Source organism: Haematobacter massiliensis, from assembly GCF_000740795.1.
Taxonomy (GTDB): Bacteria; Pseudomonadota; Alphaproteobacteria; order Rhodobacterales; family Rhodobacteraceae; genus Haematobacter; species Haematobacter massiliensis.
The window spans coordinates 232,772-253,908 of the sequence record NZ_JGYG01000007.1 but is presented as its reverse complement, the minus strand read 5'-3'; the positions used below and the strand labels follow the sequence as shown (position 1 = coordinate 253,908).

Annotated in this window: 21 protein-coding genes and 1 tRNA gene; 8 read left to right on the top strand and 14 right to left on the bottom strand. The window is 66.5% G+C overall.

The genetic code is table 11. The features are described 5' to 3' along the window. Positions 1-42 precede the first annotated feature (42 nt). A tRNA-Leu gene (locus tag CN97_RS12245) sits at positions 43-128 on the top strand. 159 nt (positions 129-287) lie between these two features. On the opposite strand, the gene CN97_RS20665 is transcribed toward CN97_RS12245, so the two are convergent. After that, the gene (locus CN97_RS20665; protein WP_156969585.1) at positions 288-464 is read right to left on the bottom strand and encodes a hypothetical protein; all 177 of its coding nucleotides are present in this window, start codon (positions 462-464) and stop codon (positions 288-290) included. A 598-nt stretch (positions 465-1,062) separates the two neighbouring features. Between CN97_RS20665 and CN97_RS19920 the strand changes: the two genes are divergently transcribed. Continuing rightward, the gene (locus CN97_RS19920; RefSeq protein ID WP_051911204.1) at positions 1,063-1,317 is read left to right on the top strand and encodes a hypothetical protein; all 255 of its coding nucleotides are present in this window, start codon (positions 1,063-1,065) and stop codon (positions 1,315-1,317) included. A gap of 75 nt (positions 1,318-1,392) precedes the next feature. Here CN97_RS19920 and panC read toward each other — a convergent pair whose 3' ends face one another. Beyond that, positions 1,393-2,268, bottom strand: a complete 876-nt coding sequence (gene panC / locus CN97_RS12235) for a pantoate--beta-alanine ligase (RefSeq protein WP_051911203.1) — start codon at positions 2,266-2,268, stop codon at positions 1,393-1,395. A gap of 235 nt (positions 2,269-2,503) precedes the next feature. Continuing rightward, positions 2,504-3,385 carry a 3-methyl-2-oxobutanoate hydroxymethyltransferase gene (panB, locus tag CN97_RS12230; protein ID WP_035711757.1) on the bottom strand — a complete coding sequence of 294 codons (882 nt, stop codon included), beginning with the start codon at positions 3,383-3,385 and terminating at the stop codon, positions 2,504-2,506. A 158-nt stretch (positions 3,386-3,543) separates the two neighbouring features. Between panB and CN97_RS12225 the strand changes: the two genes are divergently transcribed. Next, positions 3,544-4,017, top strand: a complete 474-nt coding sequence (locus CN97_RS12225; RefSeq protein ID WP_035711755.1) for an aminoacyl-tRNA deacylase — start codon at positions 3,544-3,546, stop codon at positions 4,015-4,017. Positions 4,018-4,044: 27 nt separating this feature from the next. Here the strand turns inward: CN97_RS12225 and CN97_RS20950 are convergent, their stop codons facing one another. The 3 genes from CN97_RS20950 to CN97_RS12215 are packed head-to-tail and all read right to left on the bottom strand — an operon-like array spanning position 4,045 to position 6,280. Next, positions 4,045-4,209 (bottom strand): hypothetical protein, encoded by a 165-nt coding sequence (locus tag CN97_RS20950; protein ID WP_165496732.1) that lies wholly within the window; start codon positions 4,207-4,209, stop codon positions 4,045-4,047. Next, the gene (locus CN97_RS12220; protein ID WP_084684139.1) at positions 4,206-5,345 is read right to left on the bottom strand and encodes a YeeE/YedE family protein; all 1,140 of its coding nucleotides are present in this window, start codon (positions 5,343-5,345) and stop codon (positions 4,206-4,208) included. Before CN97_RS12220 ends, CN97_RS20950 begins: the two co-directional genes overlap by 4 nt. Continuing rightward, on the bottom strand, positions 5,345-6,280 hold the full coding sequence (locus tag CN97_RS12215; RefSeq protein ID WP_035711749.1) for a sulfurtransferase: 936 nt from the start codon (positions 6,278-6,280) through the stop codon (positions 5,345-5,347). The genes CN97_RS12220 and CN97_RS12215 overlap by 1 nt, the downstream gene beginning before the upstream one ends. A 340-nt stretch (positions 6,281-6,620) precedes the next feature. Between CN97_RS12215 and CN97_RS19915 the strand changes: the two genes are divergently transcribed. Continuing rightward, positions 6,621-7,691 (top strand): siderophore-interacting protein, encoded by a 1,071-nt coding sequence (locus tag CN97_RS19915; RefSeq protein WP_051911202.1) that lies wholly within the window; start codon positions 6,621-6,623, stop codon positions 7,689-7,691. Between the two features lie 1,198 nt (positions 7,692-8,889). Here the strand turns inward: CN97_RS19915 and CN97_RS12205 are convergent. From CN97_RS12205 to CN97_RS12195, 3 genes are read right to left on the bottom strand one after another with little or no spacing between them, the layout of a single operon-like run. Beyond that, positions 8,890-9,666 (bottom strand): MetQ/NlpA family ABC transporter substrate-binding protein, encoded by a 777-nt coding sequence (locus tag CN97_RS12205; protein ID WP_035711748.1) that lies wholly within the window; start codon positions 9,664-9,666, stop codon positions 8,890-8,892. Positions 9,667-9,689: 23 nt separating this feature from the next. After that, entirely contained in the window at positions 9,690-10,364 is a 675-nt protein-coding gene (locus tag CN97_RS12200) for a methionine ABC transporter permease (RefSeq protein WP_035711746.1), read from the bottom strand. After that, positions 10,333-11,436: a methionine ABC transporter ATP-binding protein gene (locus CN97_RS12195; protein WP_051911201.1), complete on the bottom strand. Its 1,104-nt coding sequence runs from the start codon at positions 11,434-11,436 to the stop codon at positions 10,333-10,335. The genes CN97_RS12200 and CN97_RS12195 overlap by 32 nt, the downstream gene beginning before the upstream one ends. A gap of 432 nt (positions 11,437-11,868) precedes the next feature. On the opposite strand from CN97_RS12195, the gene CN97_RS12190 reads away from it, so the two are divergent. Further along, positions 11,869-13,338, top strand: coding sequence for an amino acid permease (locus CN97_RS12190; protein ID WP_035711744.1), 1,470 nt, complete (start codon positions 11,869-11,871; stop codon positions 13,336-13,338). Next, on the top strand, positions 13,335-14,213 hold the full coding sequence (locus CN97_RS12185; protein WP_035711742.1) for a universal stress protein: 879 nt from the start codon (positions 13,335-13,337) through the stop codon (positions 14,211-14,213). Before CN97_RS12190 ends, CN97_RS12185 begins: the two co-directional genes overlap by 4 nt. 52 nt (positions 14,214-14,265) lie before the next feature. On the opposite strand, the gene CN97_RS12180 is transcribed toward CN97_RS12185, so the two are convergent. Beyond that, positions 14,266-14,700, bottom strand: coding sequence for an Lrp/AsnC family transcriptional regulator (locus CN97_RS12180; RefSeq protein ID WP_035711893.1), 435 nt, complete (start codon positions 14,698-14,700; stop codon positions 14,266-14,268). Between the two features lie 119 nt (positions 14,701-14,819). Between CN97_RS12180 and rocF the strand changes: the two genes are divergently transcribed. Next, positions 14,820-15,746 carry an arginase gene (rocF, locus tag CN97_RS12175; RefSeq protein ID WP_035711740.1) on the top strand — a complete coding sequence of 309 codons (927 nt, stop codon included), beginning with the start codon at positions 14,820-14,822 and terminating at the stop codon, positions 15,744-15,746. A 6-nt stretch (positions 15,747-15,752) separates the two neighbouring features. Beyond that, positions 15,753-16,799, top strand: coding sequence for an ornithine cyclodeaminase (locus CN97_RS12170; RefSeq protein ID WP_035711739.1), 1,047 nt, complete (start codon positions 15,753-15,755; stop codon positions 16,797-16,799). Here CN97_RS12170 and CN97_RS12165 read toward each other — a convergent pair. The 4 genes from CN97_RS12165 to CN97_RS12150 form a co-directional block, all read right to left on the bottom strand. After that, entirely contained in the window at positions 16,796-17,863 is a 1,068-nt protein-coding gene (locus CN97_RS12165) for an AI-2E family transporter (RefSeq protein ID WP_035711736.1), read from the bottom strand. The genes CN97_RS12170 and CN97_RS12165 overlap by 4 nt on opposite strands. A gap of 130 nt (positions 17,864-17,993) precedes the next feature. Beyond that, positions 17,994-19,241, bottom strand: a complete 1,248-nt coding sequence (locus CN97_RS12160) for an Hsp70 family protein (protein WP_035711735.1) — start codon at positions 19,239-19,241, stop codon at positions 17,994-17,996. A gap of 72 nt (positions 19,242-19,313) precedes the next feature. Then, positions 19,314-20,138, bottom strand: a complete 825-nt coding sequence (locus tag CN97_RS12155; protein ID WP_051911215.1) for an ABC transporter permease — start codon at positions 20,136-20,138, stop codon at positions 19,314-19,316. 229 nt (positions 20,139-20,367) lie between these two features. Further along, complete coding sequence (locus CN97_RS12150) at positions 20,368-21,135, bottom strand: ABC transporter ATP-binding protein (RefSeq protein ID WP_035711732.1); 768 nt, start codon at positions 21,133-21,135, stop codon at positions 20,368-20,370. Between the last annotated feature and the right edge of the window lie 2 nt (positions 21,136-21,137).

Sequence of the window (21,137 nt, the reverse complement as noted above, 5' to 3'; positions counted from 1 at the left end):
CCTCTTGCACTGACTGCGCGGGAATGGAATGGAGTGACAGGAGGCCGCTTGCCGGAACCGGTAGACGGAGAGCACTTAAAATGCTTCGGGCCATGCCCGTGTGGGTTCGAGTCCCACAGCGGCCACCAGATTACTAGGTAATAAGTTGATATTACCGGCGAACTTTTCATATCTTGACGTTCACCTTCTTTCCTTACCCATCAACACAAACGCAATTGATTTACTCTGATAGCGGCGGATTCAGACGTTGCCGCGTCTTGGACGCGGGGTGGCTGGTGTCCAGACGTTCAGAGCGGCTTGCCGAACCTGTCCGGCGGCTCGATGCCGAGCATGCGATAGGACATGGCGACAAGCGCTTGCTCGATGTTCATGTCGCCGTTGTCGTCCGCGAAGACGATTTTGAACGCCATGTCCTCCAGCGTCACCGGCTCGAAAAGCGCTGCCTGCTCCTCAAGGCGCAACATCTCATCGAATAGCTTGTCCCCCTCATCCTCGTTATCCGTCGCCCGATGGCCTGCCTTCGGCCCCTTGGCCGTCGCGCGCGTGTCATGATCGGCATATCGCGGACGCGGCCTCGATGATTTTTCCCTCCATCCAACCCACGCCGAAGCATTGCCAAGCCGCGGAAGCGCGTTAGCTGTACGGACGCGCGCCGGTGTACTTTGGTGGAGGGCGCGCTTTCTACCTCTCGCAGCAAGCAGATGGAGAAGAACATGACCCGCAATATCGTTCTCGTGACCTAGCTTGACGATAGCAAGCCTTATGAGGCGCTTACCAAGCCCAAGGGAGAGGACCCGGATCGGATCAATCAAGCCGCGGTGGTCTATCGCGAGAGCGATGGCCGTATCACGCTCCGTGATGGTGGCACCAATATCGGCGGCGAAGGAACATTGGGCGGTGGTGCGCTTATCGGAATTCTAGGGGGGCCCGCTTGGTGTCCTGCTGGGCTTCTCGACCGGAGCGCTCTTCGGCTCTCTGGTAGATACCGGAAACGAGATTGATGACGACTCGGTTCTGAGCACCATCAGCGCGGCCCTGCCGCCCGGCAAGACCGGTATTCTCGTGGATATCGAGGAAAGCAGCCCGGAAATCCTCGACAATCTCGCCAGCAGCACCGGTGGTGCACTCGTGCGCTACAACTACGAAGCGACGCTCACCGAGGTCATGGGGGCGGAAGCTGCAGCTGAAGCCGCGTCCGACGAGGCCGCCCGCGTGCTGCGCGAGGAGAAGAAGGCCGACCGGAAGGCCGAGCGCGAGGAGAAGTGGGAAAAGACCAAGGAGAAGTTCAAATCGGTCTTCCACAAGTCCGACGCGTAACGACCTCCTCCCACAGGACGCGCACGACAGGGTCTGCAAGCCCTGCCGTCTTGCGCTATCGGACGGCGCGGGTATTCAGGCCCGCAGGCTCTTCCGTTCCAAAATCGGTACGGGAAGATTTACCGGCATATTGTCGATAAGGCGAACGTTGCCCGCCCAGGCAGCGACGAGCAGCCGGGCGGGGATGCCGGGACGCGCTGATGAAAGCGTCTCCGCATCGCGGAGGTCCAGATACTCGACCCGTTCGAAGCCCGCCGCCCCGAGGCGGGATCGCGCGTCTTCCAGCGCCGGGGCGGCAGGTGCGCCGCTCTCTATCGCAAGGATGGCGGCGGCAAGGACTTCGGGAAGGGCAGCGGCCATGCGCCGCTCGTCTGCTGACAGACGGAGGTTGCGCGAGGAGAGGGCGAGGGCGTCCTCCTCCCGTACCGTGGGGCAGCCCACGATCTCCACCGGCAGGTTCAGATCCGCCACCAGCCGACGGACAAGGAGCAGCTGCTGCCAGTCCTTCTCTCCGAAGAAGGCACGGTCGGCGCCCGTCATGGTGAGGAGCTTTGTTACAACCGTCGCGACGCCATCGAAATGGCCGGGGCGATGCGCGCCTTCCAGCGGCTCGGTGATCCCGGTGATGGATACGGTCGTGGCAAAGCCCGGCGGATACATCTCCTCCGCCTCCGGCACGAAGACCACGTCGACACCGTAGGGAGCGAGGAGCGCGGCATCCGCCTCCTCCGTCCGGGGGTATTTCGCGTAATCCTCGGGGCTGTTGAACTGCCGGGGATTGACGAAGATCGTCACGATAACCCGCTCGCACACCGCCTTGGCCGCGCGGACGAGGCTGAGATGGCCCTCATGCAGCGCGCCCATCGTCGGCACGACGGCCACAGTCTCTCCTGAACGGCGCCAACCGGCGACTCGGGGGCGAAGATCGGCGGTGTGGCGGAGGATGGTCATGGGCGGGCCTTTGCGGAGCAGGGGGAAACGCTGCTCGCGCAGGCGTTTCCGCGATTGTCGCGGCTCGGGTGGCGTGTTCTCTCTGCCGACCGCCGTGTCGGGAGCGGGGCGCGTCCGTCACGGCCGGAGGGGTCCTTTCGGGAAGCGCCCGACAGTCCGGGGCAGGTGCGCGGGCGGACGCTTCGCCGGGCTTGCCGTTCCAGGCTGATCATCGGGCGGCGGGCGAGAGCGGGGGTCATGACGTGACCTTCCCTGCGCTCACCTGTCCTGCGGTGCCCGGAAGCTCGCTGGCGAAGACATGTTCCGGCCCGGGAAAGCGGCGCGACTGCACATCGGCTGCGTATTGCGCGATTGCCTCGGCGGCGGCTCCGCCCAGCTCTGCATAGCGGCGGACGAATTTCGGGCGGAAATCGCCGAACAGGCCCAGCATGTCGTCGATCACCAGCACCTGCCCGTCGCAGCCCACGCTGGCGCCGATGCCGATGGTGGGAACCGCGATCTCTGCGGTGATCTTATCGGCCAAGGCGGCGGGCACCTTCTCCAGCACCACGGCGAAGGCCCCGGCCTCGCTCAGCGCGGCGGCATCGGCGCGGACGCGGGCCGCATCCTCTCCCCGCCCCTGCACACGGTATCCGCCGAAGGCATTGACGGACTGCGGTGTCAGGCCGACATGGCCCATCACGGGAATGCCGCGCGCCGTCAGGAAGGCCACGGTTTCGGCCATATGGAGACCGCCTTCCAGCTTCACCGCCTGCGCGCCGGTTTCCGCCATGAGGCGGGCGGCGTTGCGGAAGGCCTGCGCCGGATCTTCCTCATAGCTGCCGAAGGGCATGTCCACCACCAGCGCCGCGCGTTCCACGCCGCGTGCCACGGCCTGCCCGTGCAGGATCATCATCTCCATCGTGACGCCGAGGGTGGAGGGCATGCCGTGGAGCACCATGCCCACGCTGTCCCCCACGAGGATCAGGTCGGCTTCCTTGTCCACCAGACGGGCCATGGGGGTGGTGTAGGCGGTGAGACAGACAACGGGCGTGCCGCCCTTGCGGGCGCGGATGTCGCTTGGCGTCAGGCGGCGGGCGCCGCCCTTCGGCGCGGGTGTCTGTGGTGTGGCGCTCATCCTCTCTCCCCCCGGAAGGCGTCGTGTTGGGGGCGCATCCTCCCCAAGATCGGCGCGATGGCAAGGATTTTCTGCGGATGCGAGCACGGGAAGAGCCGCGCGGTGCTTCCCTGCGCCTGCGCAGCGCGTTAGGGTCCGCTTGCAGAACGGAGCAGGTGATGAGCACGGCTACCCCCGCGACGCAGGCGCTGAAACGCGCGGGCGTTGCCTTCCGCACGATCGAGTATGACTACGTCGCCGGGCAGGATCGGATCGGCCTCCATGCGGCGGAAGCCATCGGGGTGCCGCCGGAGCGGGTTCTGAAAACCCTGATGGTCGAAGTGGACGGCAAGCCCGCCTGCGCCGTCATCCCGTCGGACAGGACATTGTCGATGAAGCGGGTGGCGGCGGCGTTCGGGGGCAAGTCCGCGCATATGATGCCCCCCGAGAAGGCGGAGCGGCTCACCGGCTTTCACACCGGCGGGATCAGTCCCTTCGGCCAGAAGCGCCGGGTGCCGGTCGCGTTCGAGGACACGGCGGCGGCGGCGGAAGTGGTGATCAATGGCGGGCGGCGCGGGCTGATGGTGGCGCTGGCCTATGCCGACGCGCTCCGGGTGGCGGAGGGGGCGGCGCGCCCCCTCATTGCCGAGTGATCGGCGCGGCGAGCGTGCTGCTGGCTGCTATTGGGGAAGCGCGCCGCAGAATCCCCCCGTCGCCACCACGCCCGAGCCGAGGGCGATGATGGGCGGGGCCTTGTAGGGGTTCAGCGCGGCGGTCGCGTGGTCGAAGAACAGCAAACCGGCGAGCAGGGCGATGACGATGCCTGCGGTGAGACGGCGGGTCATTTGCGGGCCTCCAGCCCGACCAGCGGTCGCAGCTTCACCCCGAGACAGGAACCGGCAAACCCCGCCGCGAACCAGGCCCAGCCGTGCAGGCTCCCCGTCGAGATACCGGAGAAGAAGGCCCCCACATTACAGCCGAAGGCAAGCCGCGAGGAATAGCCGAGCAGCAGCCCCGCGACGATCGCCGCGCCCCAGGCGCGGGCGGGGAGTTTCGGCAGCGGCTGCGAGAGGCCGTGCCTGCGCCATGCCGCAACGAGAAAGGCGCCGAGGATGATGCCGATGTTTGTGAGGGAGGTGACATCGGTCAGGATGCTCGCCTGAAGCCGCGCGGCATTCCCCGGCGCGCCCCAGAAGCCGTTGCCGGACAGGTCTGCGCCCAGGGCGACCGCGCCCTTGGCCGCCCACAGGCCAAGGCCGTAGACCACGCCCCACGGCTGGCCCGCGACTACGAGGTTGCCCACCGCCAGCGCCGCCAGAAGCAGTGCCGCGAAGATCAGCCGGGGCGGTAGCTTGCGCGTGCCGGGCTTGCCGATGAGAAACACGACGAGAGCGACGGCTGCGAGCAGGCCGAGCGTGACCAGCAGGCCGCTTGTGCCGCGGAGCACGATGATCGGCAGGGCGCCGAGGTCCGTCCACCACAGCAGATGCGCGGCGCCGAGGAAGCTGCCCAGGCAGAAGAATGGCAGGGCCACGAGGCTCACCGCATTGCCGCTGCCCGCGTTGACGAGGGTTCCCGAGCCGCAGCCGAGGATGACCTGCATCGCCGCGCCGAAGACGAAGGCCCCGCCGACCATCGCCCAGCCCACGGGCGCCTCCGCTCCGCCCAACTCTCCCGGATGGGATTGCAGGAGCGGGAAGGCCACGAGGGCCACAAGGCCGATAGCCAGAAGCTGTGCCAGGAGGCCCGCCGGCTCCCGCCGCAGGATCATCGCGCGCCATGGTCCGGCAAAGCCGAAATGCAGCCCCTCGAGCGTGATGCCGAAGCCCAGCCCGATGGCGAGCAGCAGCCCGTACCGCGCGCCCGCAAAGAGCGAGACGGCGAAGACCGCCGCCAGGGCCGCCAGGATGAGCAGAAGGCGTTTCGCCCCCTCCCCGATGGGGGAGGAGGCGCCTTCGAGTTGGCTCGAAGCTGTGGTCATCACTTGGACCGGATCTGGTTCATCAGGTTCTGGAGCAGGCCGGGCGTGTTCTCCATCGCGCCGCCGCCCTGCGACCAGCCGACCATGCTGTCGGGATAAAGCTTCACATCGGGCAATCCCGCGAGTTCGGAAAGAGCGAACCAGTCCGTGGCCGCCCAATGCCCGGTGTTGCAGAAGGCCACGATCTCCTCGTCCTGCTTCAGGCCGAGTTTCTGGAGCACCGCTTCCGCCCCTGCTGCGGTGGTGACGGTGGTCGGACCATCGAACCAGACGGAATGGGAGACGTTCTCCGCCCCCGGCAGGGTGCCGGGCCGGGTCATCTGCGGATGCGCCTGATCCCCGTTGAAGAACGCGGGCGGACGCGCGTCGATCAGCCGGGCGCTCTGCTTGCCGTCAACGATGGCGGCCACATCCTGCGCATCGGCGAGCCAGCGGTGGGAGAAGGTGATCTCGATATCGGAGGGGGTGGGGGTGTTGGCCCGCGTCTCCAGCGGCAGCCCTTCCGCCGCCCATGCGCCCTGTCCGCCGTTCAGAATGGCGAGCGGGCTGATGCCCGAGGATTTCAGCGTCCAGTAGACGCGCGCGGCGGCGCCGAAGTCGCTGTCGTCCTTGCCTTGATGCACGACGACCAGCGGGTGATCCTTCTTCAGCCCCAACGCCCGGAAGCGGTCCTCCAGCACATTCTCCGGCACGAGCTGGCCGGGATTTTCCGCCGGGCCGCGGAATAGCGCATAGGGCGCCGATATCGCGCCGGGGATATGGCCCTGCCCGTAGGCGGCGGCCTCCCGTATGTCGAGCACCGTCGGCGCATCGGCCCCGGCGAGGGCCGTATTCAGTTCGGCGGGCGTGACGAGCGGGCCGAAGGCCGGGGTCTCCGCCGTGGCGATCGCCGCCCAGCCGATCGCGGCCAGCGCGGTGAGAGAAAAGAGTTTCATGGCGTCATTCCGCTGATGGTTCGGGTGGCAGGTGCCTTGGCCCCCATGTCTGCTCGGCGGCGCGTCTTGGCAAGACCGGCGGGCCGTGCGCGACGCGGGCGCGGGGCGGACAGGAGCCGCGTGAGACAGCCCTGAGCGGAAAGCGGTTCCACTGTCTCCGGGTAACCGCGGAAATCATACCGGAAAGTTCTGCCAGGATACCAGAATGTCCTTTCTTGCGGTTGCGTGGAACCGGCGCAGATGTGGTTTTCCCTCGCCGTCGTGCCTATCTGATCATCCGGGGGCTCTCGTAGCATGCGCGTTCGCTGTTCGGGCTGCCCGCGCGACGAAAGGAAATGCGATGTTCACCGCCGCCGCCCATGTACCGCTCTCCGAGCCGCGGCCGCTTGTCGAGGCACTTGCCGGGCACCTGCGGGAGCAGGACGTGACGCTGGAACGGCAGGGAGAGGCCCTGCGCGCACGGCTGCCGATGGGGGAGGCCTTCTTCCGGCCTACAGTCGACGGGGTGGAGGTGGAAGCGCGCGCGTCTGACCGCCCGGGGATGGAGGAGATGGTGGATTTCATTGCCTCTCATCTGCTGGAATTCTGTGTGACGGAACATCCCGTGATCCGCTGGACCGGTGCGGTGGAGACAGGAACGCTCTATGCGGATTTCCGGGAGATGACCGTGGCCGAGGTGGAGCGGATGGGGGACTGGCGGCGCTTCACGCTGAGCGGCAGCGATCTTGCACGTTTCGCCGATCCGGGGTCGCCCTATGGCCGCTTCCATTTCCCGCCCGAGGGCATGACGCCGCGCTGGCCCAAGGCAGGGCCCGACGGGCTGCCGCTGCCGGTCGATCCTGCCTGGCGCCCCGCCGTCCGGCGTCACGCGATCCGCGCTGTCGATCCCGAGGCGGGCCGGATTGTGATGGATATCCTGCTGCATGAGGGCGGGGGCGCGGGGGCGGAATGGGCACGCTGGGCACGGAAGGGCGACCGATGCGGTCTCTCCGGCCCGGAAACTGAGCCCGCGGTTCCGGCGCTTCGCGAGGCGCAGGACGTGATACTGGCAGGGGACGCCGCTGCCCGCCCGGTGATCCAGCGGCTTCTGGAGATACTGCGCCCGGAGGCGCGGGGCGTCGTGCTGCTGGAAGGCGAGGGTCCGCCGCTGGAGAAAGTGCCCGCTGGCATGGCGCTCCGGCAGGTTCCGGCGCTGCTCCCGGCCCTTCGTGAGGGGGGGGTCGGCGGGGTGCTGTGGGCGGGCGCGGAAGCGGGTGTTGCCCAGGATATCCGCCTGTGGCTGACGGAGCACCCCGAAGTGGCCGGCAATGTACGGGATCTATGGCGGCGCGGGATGAGCGCAGGTAACGCCAACCCGGCGCGTGACTTTCCCGCCGGAGCAAAATGGCGCCCGCGCGGCCAGCGGGCTTGAAGGGCATTGCCCCTTGCGTCCACCCGCAGAGTGCGCGAGCCGCATCGTCAGCACGTCAGCACGTCAGCACGTCAGCACGTCAGCACGTCAGCACGTCAGCACGTCAGCACGTCAGCACGTCAGCACGTCAGCACGTCAGCACGTCAGCACGTCAGCACGTCAGCACGTCAGCACGTCAGCACGTCAGCACGTCAGCACGTCAGCACGTCAGCACGTCAGCACGTCAGCACGTCAGCACGTCAGCACGTCAGCACGTCAGCACGTCAGCACGTCAGCACGTCAGCACGTCAGCACGTCAGCACGTCAGCACGTCAGCACGTCAGCACGTCAGCACGTCAGCACGTCAGCACGTCAGCACGTCAGCACGTCAGCACGTCAGCACGTCAGCACGTCAGCACGTCAGCACGTCAGCACGTCAGCACGTCAGCACGTCAGCACGTCAGCACGTCAGCACGTCAGCACGTCAGCACGTCAGCACGTCAGCACGTCAGCACGTCAGCAGTCGTTGTGGCGTGACCTCCTCTGGCTTGCGGCTGAGCACAGGGTGTCGTGGTCCGGCGACGGGGTGACGGGGCGGAACGAAACCCATCCCTTTTGCGATGGACCTGTTATCGGCTAGCGGCGAGCGAGCCAGTCCCGGTGATCTGCAGGCGCGGCGCGACCGCATCGGGCCGATGCCGGGGGACGCGGCGGCGGCGCATCCAGGTTCATCAAGTTCTGGCCGGACTGACGGCAGGTGGATCCGGCGGGGCTGTGCCCCAAACCTCGCCGGGACGCTTCCAACGCTCATCATTGACCCCTGAATCCGGGACGGTGCGCTGGATGCTGCCGGTGGATTGGTAACCGTCGGATCGAGAATCCAGGTCTTCGGCGCAGCCCGCTGGCGCAATGACCGCAGCCCGCAACGCGTATTTCGAGGTGGGTTCGTCCTGCGTCGCGAGGGGGCGGTCAACCTGCGAGGCGGCGGTGCGAGGCACATGTCAGACGGAGGCATGTCCATGCCTGTCCCGCGAGGTGTGGCTCCCAGTGGAGTTACGGCGGCGGGATCGAACCCGCCGCCGTCAACTTGCGACCGCGGTGCCCCGGTGCTGGCCGTGAGGCGGGAACGCAACGCGCGAGGGCGGTCGTGGCCTTAGCACCGAAAGACGTCTGGGCCGGGAGACGTGGCGCCCCCGGCCGCTGCGGTTTCCCGGACGGATTACCAGGCGGTGATGACCGCGTCCTGATACTTCTCCTGAATGAAGGTCTTGATCTCGGGCGAGTGGTAGGCCTCGATCAGCGTGGGCAGCCAATCGGCGTTTGCATCTGCGCGACGCACCACGATGACATTGGCGTAGGGGCTTTCGGCCTTTTCCCGCGCGATGGTGTCGGTCTTGGGATTGAGGCCGGCGGCCAGCGCGTAGTTCGTGTTGATGATCGACACGTCCGCATCGGGCAGCGAGCGCGGAAGCTGCGCCGCATCCAGTTCGAGGAAGGTGAACTTCTTCGGGTTTTCGGTCACATCGAGGACGGTCGGGACGAGCCCGGTGCCCTCGGCCAGCTTCAGCAGCCCCAGATCCTGAAGCAGCAGCAGCGCCCGCCCGCCATTGGTGGGATCGTTCGGAATGGCGATCTTGGCGCCGTCCTTCAGCTCCTCCAGCGATTTCAGCTTGCTGGAGTAGATCCCCATCGGTGTGGTGATCGTCTTCGCGACGGAGACCAGATCGAAACCACGGTCCCTGATCTGGTTGTCGAGATAGGGCTGATGCTGGAACGAATTCGCGTTCAGATCGCCATCGGCCAGCGCCTGGTTCGGCACCACGTAGTCGGAGAATTCGACCACTTCGATGTTCAGCCCCTTGGGCTTCGCGACTTTCGCGACTTCTTCCATGATCTCGGCATGTTCGCCCGGAGACACGCCGACCTTGATATCGGCGGCGAAGGCGGCGACCGCCGACAGCGCGAGGGCGGAGACAAAGGTTGTGAGACGCAGCATGGGAATACCTCTTGCGTGTGAAGTCAGCGGCCGCGGTTCTTCGCGGCGCGTTTGTCGAGACGGGCGGCGATGAACTCGCCCACCGTCTGCACGAGTTGCACCAGCACGATCAGGATGATGACGACGATCAGCATCACCTCCGGCATGAAGCGCTGATAGCCATAGCGGATGCCGAGATCGCCCAGCCCCTTGCCGCCCACGGCGCCCACCATGGCCGAATAGCCGATGAGGCTGACCACGGCGAGCGTGAGGCCCAGCGTGATCCCCGGCAGCGCCTCCGGGATCAGCACCTTGCGGATGATCTGAAGTGGTGTAGCCCCCATCGCGCGGGCGGCTTCGATCAGGCCGCTGTCGATCTCCCGGATCGCGGTTTCCACCAGACGCGCGATGAAGGGCACGGCGGCAATGGTCAGCGGTACGATGGCCGCCGTGGTGCCGATGGACGTGCCGACGAGCGCGCGGGTAAAGGGGATGATCGCCACGACGAGGATGATGAACGGCACCGAGCGGGTCGCGTTCACAATAAGACCCAGCACCCCGTTCACCGCCGGGGCGGAGAGGATCTCCCCCCGCCGCGAGGTGGCGAGGAAGACGCCGAGCGGCAGGCCGGCGAGCGTGCCGAACACGGTGGACATTGCCACCATGTAGAGCGTCTCCAGCGTGGACTCATAGAGAAGGTTGATCAGCACGGGGGACATAGCCCAGCACCTCCGTCAGTAGTCCGTGGGATTCAAGGAAGCCGCGCGACGCCTCCCCGCGCTCCGCCGGGACGGAGACGATGAGGCTGCCGAAGGGGTGCGGCCCGATCTCCTCGATGGCACCGGCGAGGATGTTGACCGGCACGCCGAGTTCCACGGTGAGCCGGGCGAGCATCGGGTCGGTTGCATGATTGCCGGTGAAGGTGATCTGCATCACTTCCTCCGCCGCGCCGGTTCCGGCATCGGGCCGGATGCGGTCGGCGATGAAGCGGGGCAGGGCAACCCCGGTGATGCCGGTCAGGAAGGAGCGTGTCGTCGCATGGGCGGGGCGGGAGAAGACGGCATAGGTTTCCCCCGTCTCGACGAGGCGGCCCTTGTCCAGCACGGCCACATGGCTCGCGATATCGCGCACCACGGCCATCTCATGGGTGATGAGCAGGATCGTCAGGCCCAGCTCGCGGTTGATGTCGGAGAGCAGCGCCAGCACCGTGCGCGTCGTCTCCGGGTCGAGGGCAGAGGTCGCCTCGTCCGAGAGCAGCACCTTGGGACGGGTGGCCAGCGCACGGGCGATGCCCACGCGTTGCTTCTGCCCGCCCGAGAGTTCGGCGGGATAGCGGCTCCGCTGGTCTCCCAAGCCGACGAGGTCGATCAGCTCGTTCACGCGCGGCGCGATCTGCGCGGAGGGCGTCCCGGCGATCTCCAGCGGCAGGGCGATGTTGTCGAACACGGTGCGGGAGGCCAGCAGGTTGAAGTGCTGGAAGATCATGCCAACCTCGCGCCGGATCTGGCGCAGTTCGGCGTTGCTGGCCGCGCCCACGTCCCGCCCGCCGACCAGCACCCGTCCCGCCGTCGGGCGTTCCAGTCCGTTGACCATGCGCAGCAGCGTCGATTTCCCTGCGCCGGAGCGGCCGATGATCCCGGTGATGTCGCCGGGCGCGACGGTCAGGCTCACGTCCTCCAGCGCGGTGACGGTACCGCTGCCCCGCTTGGGATAGGACTTGCCGACCGCGTCGAACACGATGGCGGCACCTGCCGTCGTCGCGCTGTCTGCCGGTTGTTCGGTCGGTCTCATGGTCGTTCCCTTCGGGCTGCGGACTGTCCGGCCCTGGTCGGGTGGCGGGCGCCGGTGGGCGGGGGATAGAGCCTATCCCCGCCCGCTGCAATGGCGGGCGAGGCCGGGGCAGGGCGTGCCGTGAGGAGAACGGGCGCGTTTGCGCCCCGCCGTGCCGATCCTGTCTCGCCATGACAGCGGTGCCGCGAAACAATGTTCGCGGCCCGAAAGAAAGCGGCAAACGTCATCGTTTTTTACCATTTGGTCTGCTGGTATGCGCCTTGACGGCTTTTCCTCTGCAAGTGTGGTGCCACAGCCGTCGCGCAAGGGACTGTACGGCAAAATGCGAATGAATTGTCGCAGGCGCGCCGGGACGCGCTACTCTCCAAAACAGAGCCTACTTTCCAGGGACAAGCCGCAGAAGGCGCGGCGCTGACGAGGGACTGACAAAGCATGGCCGCATCCGTGCCCCTGCTCCGGCGATTGACCCGGACGAAACGCATCGACCCGACGATAGACGGTGAAAAGACAGGTTCCGAAAATCTCGGGCGGTCCATCACGCTCTTTCAGCTCATCATGTTCGGGGTGGGAGCGACCATCGGCACAGGGATTTTCTTCGTGCTGAGCGAGCAGGTGCCCGTCGCAGGCCCTGGGGTGCTTATCTCCTTCCTGCTGGCGGGGCTCACCGCCGGGATGACCGCGCTCTGCTATGCGGAGATGAGTTCGATGATCCCGGTGTCCGGGTCATCCTATTCCTATGCCTATGCGACGCTGGGGGAGGGGACAGCCTTTCTGGTGGCGGCCTGTCTGGTGCTGGAATACGGCATCTCCGCCTCTGCCGTGTCGGTGGGCTGGAGCGAATATCTGCACAACCTGATCTGGAATGTGACGGGTCACGAACTGCCGCGCTGGATGTTGTCGGCGCCGCTGGTGGCGGATGGCTATGACCTGCGCTTCGGCGGCGAGGGGCTGATCAACCTGCCCGCCGCCGTTCTGGTCTTTCTCTGCGCGCTTCTGCTGGTGCGGGGGGCAAAGGAATCCGCGCGTCTCAACGCGATCATGGTTGTCATCAAACTCGGCGTTCTGGTGCTTTTCATCGCCATCGCGCTGACGGCGTTCAACTCCGACAACATGACCCCCTTCGCGCCCCACGGCTTTGCCGGGATCAGCGCGGCAGCGGGTTCCATCTTCTTCACCTTCGTCGGGCTGGACGCCGTTTCTACCGCGGGGGAAGAAGTGGAGAACCCGCGGCGCAACCTGCCGCTGGCGATCATTTGCGCGCTGCTGATCGTGATAACCTTCTATGTGCTGGTTGCCTTCACGGCGATCGGGGCGCAGCCCCCCGAGCAGTTCGAGGGACAGGAGGCGGGGCTGGCGCTCATCCTTCAGAACATCACAGGATCGCGTGTTCCGGCGATCATCCTATCGGCGGGGGCGGTGATCTCGGTCTTTTCGGTGACGCTGATCGTGCTTTATGGCCAGACCCGGATCCTGTTCGCCATGTCGCGGGACGGGATGCTGCCACCGATCTTCCACCGGGTCGATCCGCGCACCATGACGCCGGTCGCCAATACCTTCATCGTGGCCACGCTGGTGGCACTGGTTGCGGCCTTCGTTCCCGCTGCTGTGCTCTGGGACATGACGAGCATGGGCACGCTCATTGCGTTCACGGTCGTGTCGCTCGGCGTCATCATCCTGCGCTATCGTAACCCGACTGCCCCGCGCGGGTTCAAGGTACCCTTCTTCCCGCTGCTACCGATCCTGTCCATCTGCTGCTGCCTTTACCTCATCGCCAACCTGTCGTGGATCGTGTTCGAACTGACGGCGATCTGGGGCACACTCGCGGCGATCTTCTACTTCACCTATTCCGCGCGCCATTCCCGGCTGGAGCGCGAGCAGCTCGGGAGGGAGGCGGGGGAATGATGCTTCTGGTGGGCCTTTCCGCCGATGACGGCGGGCGCGAGGCGCTGGAACTGGCGGGGATCATGGCGCGGGCCTCCGGCGGGCGAATGGTCGTGTGCACCATCGCGGCAGAGGGCTGGACGACGCCCTCCTCCGCGCGGGTGGACTACGAATACGCCCGTTTTCTGCGCGAACATGCGGAGCGTACGCAGGAAGCAGCGCGCGCGCTGCTCCCCGAGGGATTGGAGGCAGAATTCGTCACCCGGACCGCGCCTTCCGCCGCCAAGGGGTTGCTGGCGACGGCGGGGGATATCGGCGCGGATTACGTCGTGCTGGGGTCCGCTGCCTCCGCCCCGCCCGGGCGCTTCGCAGAGGGACCGACGGCGACGGAGGTGCTGCATGGGGCGGGCGTTCCCGTCGCACTGGCCCCGCGCGGCGGGCTTGCGCCGGGCGTCGCGCTTCGCCGTGTGAGTTGTGCCGTGCCCGCGACGGAGGCCGCCCAGTCCATCGCGGAGCGGGCAGGCTCGGTGGCTGCGGCCCTGTCGCTGCCGCTCCGGGTGCTGACCTTCGTCACGCGGGGGAACCAGATGTATCCGACGGGAGCGGGCTATCACGCCGAGCACCTCGTCAGCGGCGAATTCCGCCGCCATGCCGAGGCGCTTCATGCGTCGATCCGCGAGCGCTGGACATCGCCTGTGCCACTGGAGACGCGGATCGGCAGTGGCGCCGGCTGGCAGGAAGCGCTGGACAACGTGGGCTGGGAGGAGACGGAGCTGCTCGTCATCGGGTCGAGCGTGTACGGGCCGCTGCTGAAGGTCTTCATCGGGTCGAATTCGGGGCGCCTGGTCCGCCTTGCCCCCGTGCCACGGGTGGTGCTCCCGCGCTGGATCGCGTGAGAACCCGCGCCGCGTTGGCAGTCACCATCAGCTGTCCCCGTCAGCATTCCGATCAGCGTGAGCTCAGGGGGCGGCGGGTGGAAAGCAGCAGGTTGGTTTCGCTGGTCGTCACGCCTTCGATACGGCGGATGCGGGCGATGACCTCATCCAGCTCGGCGAGTGTCTCCGTGCCGATCTCTGCCACGATATCCCAGCGGCCATTGGTGGAGTGGACGGCCTGCACCTCCGCCATCCCAAGGAGTCGTCGCGTGATCCGGTCCGCGCCGCGTCCCTCTATCCCGATGAGCATGAGGCCCCGGACGGGCGCCTGCGTGACATCGGCGCGCGTGAGCACCGTGAAGCCGGCGATGTCGCCCCGCGCCACCATGCGATCGATCCGTGCCCTGACCGTCGCGCGGGACAGCGCGAGCGACCCGGCGATCTCCGAATGCGAGGCGCGCCCGTCACGGCGGAGCGCCGCGAGAATTTGCTGGTCGATGTCGTCCATGTTCATATTGGTGGTCTTGCTGAGCAGGATGTATAGTTGTGCGCGCATTTCGCGCAAAATTATAGCGGAAACTGCCATCACCCCGTTACCATATACAGAAAAGCGGAAGGAGACTGCTCGTGGCAAAACCCTGTATCCTGATCGGAGCGCCCATCGACAGCGGACAGAAGAACGCCGGTTGCCTGATGGGCCCCGCAGCCTATCGCGTCGCGGGCATTTCCCGGACGCTGGAGGATCTGGGCCGGAGCGTGACGGACCGTGGTGATATCGTGCCTGCCGCGCCCGTCCCCGTCACCGTAGCCAATGCCGCCGTGCATTCCCTCCCCGAGACAATCGCCTGGACCGCCGCGCTTTCTGCCGCGGTGGAGGAGGCGATGCGCGAGGGGTTCCCCATCGTGATGGGCGGCGATCACTCGCTCGCGCTCGGATCGGTGGCCGGGGTCGCCGCCCATGCGAAAGCGGCGGGGCGGCCGCTGTTTCTGCTGTGGCTGGACGCGCATTCGGACTTTCACACGCTGGAGACGACCGAATCCGGCAATCTTCATGGTACGCCGGTTGCCTATATCGCCGGTCGAGACGGGTTCGGACCGTTCCCGCCGTTTCCCGCCCCCATCCCGGCCGAACGGATCTGCCTGTTCGGTATCCGCTCGGTCGATCCCGCGGAACACGCCGCCCTGCTCCGGCATGACATCGCGATCAATGATATGCGGGTGCTTGATGAGCGTGGCATCGTGGCGCCGCTTTCCGAGTTTCTGGACCGGGTCCGGGCGGAGAACGGGCTGCTCCATGTCTCGTTGGATGTCGATTTTCTCGATCCTTCCATCGCCCCCGCAGTCGGCACCACGGTTCCCGGCGGCGCGACCTTCCGCGAGGCGCATCTCGCCATGGAACTGCTGCATGAATCGGGCCTGGTGACCTCGCTCGATCTTGTCGAACTCAACCCATTTCTCGATGACCGGGGCCGCACGGCGCGGCTGATGGTCGATCTCGTGGCCAGCCTCATGGGCCGGAAGGTCTTCGACCGCCCGACCCGCAGTTTCGGATGATCTGACATGACCCTTGCTCCCTCTTCCCGCGCGCTCGTTCCCTTTGTCTCGGTGGCCGACATGATGCGGCTGGTCCATGCCATCGGCGTGGAACCGATGCTTGCCGGTCTTGCCGAGACGATCGAGGAGGACTTTCGGCGCTGGGAGGGTTTCGAGCGGACCCCGCGTGTGGCCAGCCATTCGGATGTGGGGGTGATCGAACTCATGCCCACGTCCGATGGCGATCTTTATGGCTTCAAATATGTGAACGGCCATCCCAAGAACACGCGAGAGGGTCTCCAGACCGTGACGGCCTTTGGGTTGCTTGCCAACGTGGCGACGGGTTATCCGGTCCTGCTTTCGGAGATGACGCTGCTCACGGCGCTCAGGACCGGGGCGACATCCGCGGTGGCGGCGAAATATCTCGCTCCGAAGGGTGCAAGGACCATGGCGATGATCGGCAACGGGGCGCAATCGGAGTTTCAGGCGCTGGCCTTCCGCGCCGTGCTCGGCATCGATACGCTGCGGCTTTACGACATTGACCCCGCAGCGACGCGGAAGTGCTGCGCCAATCTGGTTGAGCAAGGCTTCCACGTCACCGCCTGCGATACGCCGGAAGCGGCAATCGAGGGGGCGGAGATCATCACCACCTGCACCGCCGACAAGCAGTATGCGACGATCCTGACCGATAACATGGTCGGGGCGGGCGTGCATCTGAACGCCATCGGGGGCGATTGTCCGGGCAAGACCGAACTCCACCGCGACATCCTGCTGCGCGCCGACATCTTCGTGGAGCATCCCGAGCAGACGCGGGTTGAAGGGGAGATCCAGCAGCTCGACCCGGACCACCCGGTTACTGAGCTGTGGCAGGTGATAACGGGCGCGGCGCCTGGCAGGCGGGAGGCCGCGCAGATCACGCTCTTCGATGGAGTGGGGTTTGCGATCGAGGATTTCTCGGCCCTGCGGTATATCCACGAAAAGTCGCGCGAGCTTGGGATGCGCCAGGATCTGGACCTGCTGGCCGACCCCGACGATCCGCGCGATCTTTACGGGATGCTGATGCGGAGCCGCTAATCCGTGGACATCGTTTCCGTCTGCTCGTCGCCTCTGAAAAGCGACCAGACAGCGATGAAAAGCGCGGCGATCAGCGGCCCGATGACGAAACCGTTCATCCCGAAGAGCGCGAGGCCCCCAAGCGTCGACACCAGCACCATATAGTCCGGCATCCGCAGATCCTTGCCCACCAGCGGCGGCCGGAGCAGGTTGTCCACCAGCCCAATGACGAAGACCCCGACCGCAACCAACACTGCCCCTTTCAGATAATCGCCGGTCATGAAGAAGTAGATGGCGACCGGCCCCCAGACGAGGGCCGCGCCCACGGCGGGCAGCAGTGAGAACACCGCCATCACCACGCCGAGCAGCAACGCGGCCTCCACCCCCATCAGCCAGAGCGTCACCCCGCCGATCGCCCCCTGGATGAGCGCGATGATGAGGTTGCCCTTCACCGTGGCCTTGACTGCGGAGGAGAAACGGCTGCCGATATGTTCGGTGTATTTCGGGCTGAGCGGGCTGGAGCGGCGGAGCTGATTGACGATCTCCGGCCCGTCGCGGAACAGGAAGAATAGCACATAGAGCATCACGCCGAGGCTCACCGTGAACTGGAGCGTATCCTGCCCGATGGAGACCAGTCGGGTGGCGATGGTCTGGCTCGCGCTCGCAAGCAGGGAAGTTACGCGCTGCTGGATATCTTCCAGGCTGCCGATCTGAAGCCCCTCCAGAGCACGGTTGAAGAAATCAGGCATGCTTTCGCGGAAAGCGTTGAAAGCTTCACTGAAATCGATCTGCTGATTGGACAGCCGCTGATAGAGACTGGCCGCCTCGGCCGCCAGAAGGCCGAGGATAATGACGCCCGGTATCACCACGATGCAGACGCAGACGAGCACACTGCCCAGAGCCGCGTAGCCCCGGCGCTGGTTGAGCTTCGCCGTGAGCCAGCGTTGCAGCGGGTTGAACAGGATGGCGAGGATCACCGCCCAGAGCAGCGCGCCGTAATAGGGCAGCAGAAGCCACACGAAGGCGATGGTCACAAGGACGATCAGGGTAGCGAAGCTCGCCCGCTGGACGGCCGACGTCGTCATCGCCCAGCCCTCCCATGACCGTCCACTTGCCTGTCAGCGGCTGCGCCGGTCTGATCGCCGTTCGTCATCTCTGTCCCTCGCGTTCTGCTTGCCATGCAGGATAGCGCGATCCGTCCGGCGAGAAAGCCCGTCAGGCAACGGGTTCTTCCGCGAGGGCGAGAGCAAGGCCATCCACCACCGCCGTGAAGGCCTGCGAGCGTTCGATGCGGGCGGCGGGGCATAGGCGGCGCGCCTCTTCCGCCACGAGGCGCATGAGGCTGGAGCCGCCGACAAGGATGACCGTGCCCACGCTTTCAGGCGGAATGCCGGCCAGATGCAGTGTTTCGGCCGCGGCCTTCGCCAGCTCGGCACGATGGCTTTCAAGCGCCTTGTCCAGCGAGGTGCCGGTGATCGCGGGCGCAAGACCACGCTCGATCATGCCCATGTCGATGATGCCCGCGCCCTCCGGCCCGTTCGCGGCGATCTTGCCATGCTCCACCGCGAAGGCGAGCTCATGGCCCAGCTCCTCCTGCAGCACTGCGGAGAGGCGGTCGAGTTTCTCCGGCTCCGTCGCGAGCCGGGCCATGCGCGCGACCTCCCGGCGGTTCTCCGGCGTGTAGACGAAGGGAATGCGGCTCCATGTCGCCAGATCGACATAGACCGCGTTTGGCATGGGCAGGGTGCCCGGACCGATCTCACGCCGGAGGCTGCTGCCGTGGCCGAGTTCGGGCATGGCATGGGAGAGGGAGACGGATTCGTCGAAATCCGTGCCGCCGAGCCGGATGCCGTGGCTGGCGAGGATGCGGAGCCTCCCGCCCTCCATGCGGTAGACGGAGAAGTCGGATGTGCCGCCGCCGATGTCGACAACCAGTCCGATCTCACCCGTCGCCCCGAGGCCGTGGCTGGAGAGCGCCGCGGCCTCCGGTTCGGCCATGAAACGCACGGAAGTGAAGCCCGCGGCAGCATAGCAGGCCGCGAGGTCTGCCTCCGCCCGCGCGTCACGGTCGGGGTCGGCGGTATGGAAATGAACCGGCCGCCCGGAAAGTGCGTCCTCGAAACGGATGCCGGAGACGGTTTCCGCCCTCTCCTTCACCGTCGAGAGGAAGGCGGTGACGACATCCGCCAGCGTCCGGCGCCGCCCGCCGATGAGCCGGGAGTCATGGAAGAGGGCAGTGCCGAGCACGCTTTTCAGGGCGCGCATGTAGCGCCCCTCCTCTCCGGCAATCAAAGCCGCCCCCGCCGCTTCGCCGATCTTCATCGCGCCGCCGCGCGCGGGAAAGAACACCGCTGTGGGCAGCGTGTCGCCGCCGGCTTCGAGCGGAAGGCGACGAAGCCCCTCCGGCGTCAGGATCGCGACGGCGGAATTGGATGTCCCGAAGTCGATGGCAAGCGTCGGCATCTCTGTCTCCCGTGGCGGCGTGAAGGGGGGGAGGTATCAGAGAAGCCGGAGCGGGTTCAACCGCAGATCCCGTCAGCGCCAAGCAAGGAAGCGTTTCTCGATCAGTCCGATGACGAAGTTCACGACGAGCCCCATGAGCGACAGGATCGTGACACCCGCAAAGAGCTTCTCCAGGTCATAGAGCGAGCCGGCTTCGAGGATATAGGAACCGATGCCGTATTGCGCGCCGAGCATCTCCGCCGCGACCAGCAGGATGATGGCGATGGAGATGGAGACCCGAAGCCCCGAGAGGATGGCCGGAAAGGCGCCCGGCAGCACGATCTTGCGCACGATCGACCACCAGGAGAGGCCAAAGCTCTGCCCCATCCGGATGAGCGACCGGTCCACATTGTCCACCGCGCCATAGGTCGCGACGACCGTGGGGGTGAAGGTGCCAAATGCGATCAACGCGTATTTCGAGGCCTCGTCGATGCCGAACCAGATCACGAACAGCGGGAGCAGGGCGATCTTCGGGATCGGGAACAGCGCGGCCACGAGCGGGACCAGCCCCGCGCGGACATAGCTGAACAGCCCGATCATCACGCCGACGGAGACGCCCACGACGATGCCAAGGCTCGCCCCCACGAACAGGCGGTGGAGCGAGGGCAACAGGTGACGCCAGAGGTTCCCGCTCTGCCACAGCTGCACCAGCGTCTCCAGCACCGCGGAGGGCCGGGGCAGGGTGAGGCTGGAGATGACGCCCGCCCGGGTGCCGACCTCGGCCAGCACGAGAAGGAGCGCGAAGAGGGCGAACGCCACGCCCCGCACCGGCGTGGGCGCGAAGCCGCCGCCGCGAAAGGGGACGGGTCGGGTCTCTCTACCTGCGGTGCCCGTGCGGCCTGGATTGGGTCTTGGCATGGCGGGTTTGGCGCTCGCCATATCGCGCCCCATGGTTTCCGCTGTGGAGGCTGGAGGCACGGGGTCGGGGGACTGCTCCGCATTGCGGAGGACGGAAGGCTGCGCTTCTGCCGGGGCGTATTGCCGTGACGTGGATACGGTCGGCGGGTTCTGGGGGCCGGAGTTGCGATGGCCAGCGGCGCTGCCGTCGGTGTCTGGCATCGGCATGGCGGTCGGGCGGCGGGTCGGATCAGCCATTGACCAGTTCCTTGTCGGCGGCGGCGGCCTCATCCCGCATGAGAGACCACAGCTGCTGCTGCTTCGCCTCCAGCGCGGGATCGCCCGGACGGCGGTCGGCGAGGGGGGTGTCGATCTCCACGATCTCCCGGATCCGGCCGGGGCGGCGGGAGAGGACGACGACCCGGTGGCCGAGCCGCACCGCCTCGTTCAGGTTGTGGGTCACGTAGACGGATGTGAAGGGCTGCCGTGTCCATAGTGTCACGAGATCGTCCATCAGCAGCTCCCGCGTCTGACTGTCGAGCGCGGAGAGCGGCTCGTCCATCAGCATGACGGCTGGCCGGACGGCCAGCGCCCGCGCGATGGCGACCCGCTGACGCATCCCGCCGGAAAGCTGTTTCGGCAGCGCCTTGCGAAAGTCGCTGAGCCGGGTGCGGGCGAGCACGTCGGTGACGATCTCCTCCACCTCCCTGCGCGGCAGGCGGTGATCTTCCAGCACGAGGCGGATATTGCCCTCCACCGTCCGCCAGGGCAGCAGCGCGAAGTGCTGGAACACATAGGTGAGAGGGTTCAGCGACCCTGCAGGCGGCGCGCCAATTTGAAGCACCTGCCCGGAACTGGGCCGCTCCAACCCGCCAAGGAACCGCAGAAGCGTCGACTTGCCGCAGCCGGAAGGGCCGACGAGGCAAAGGATCTGCCCCTCCGGTATCTCCAGAGAGATGTCGCGCAGCACCTCCACCGGCCCGTAGGAATGGCTGATCTTGTCGAGCTTCAGGTCCATGG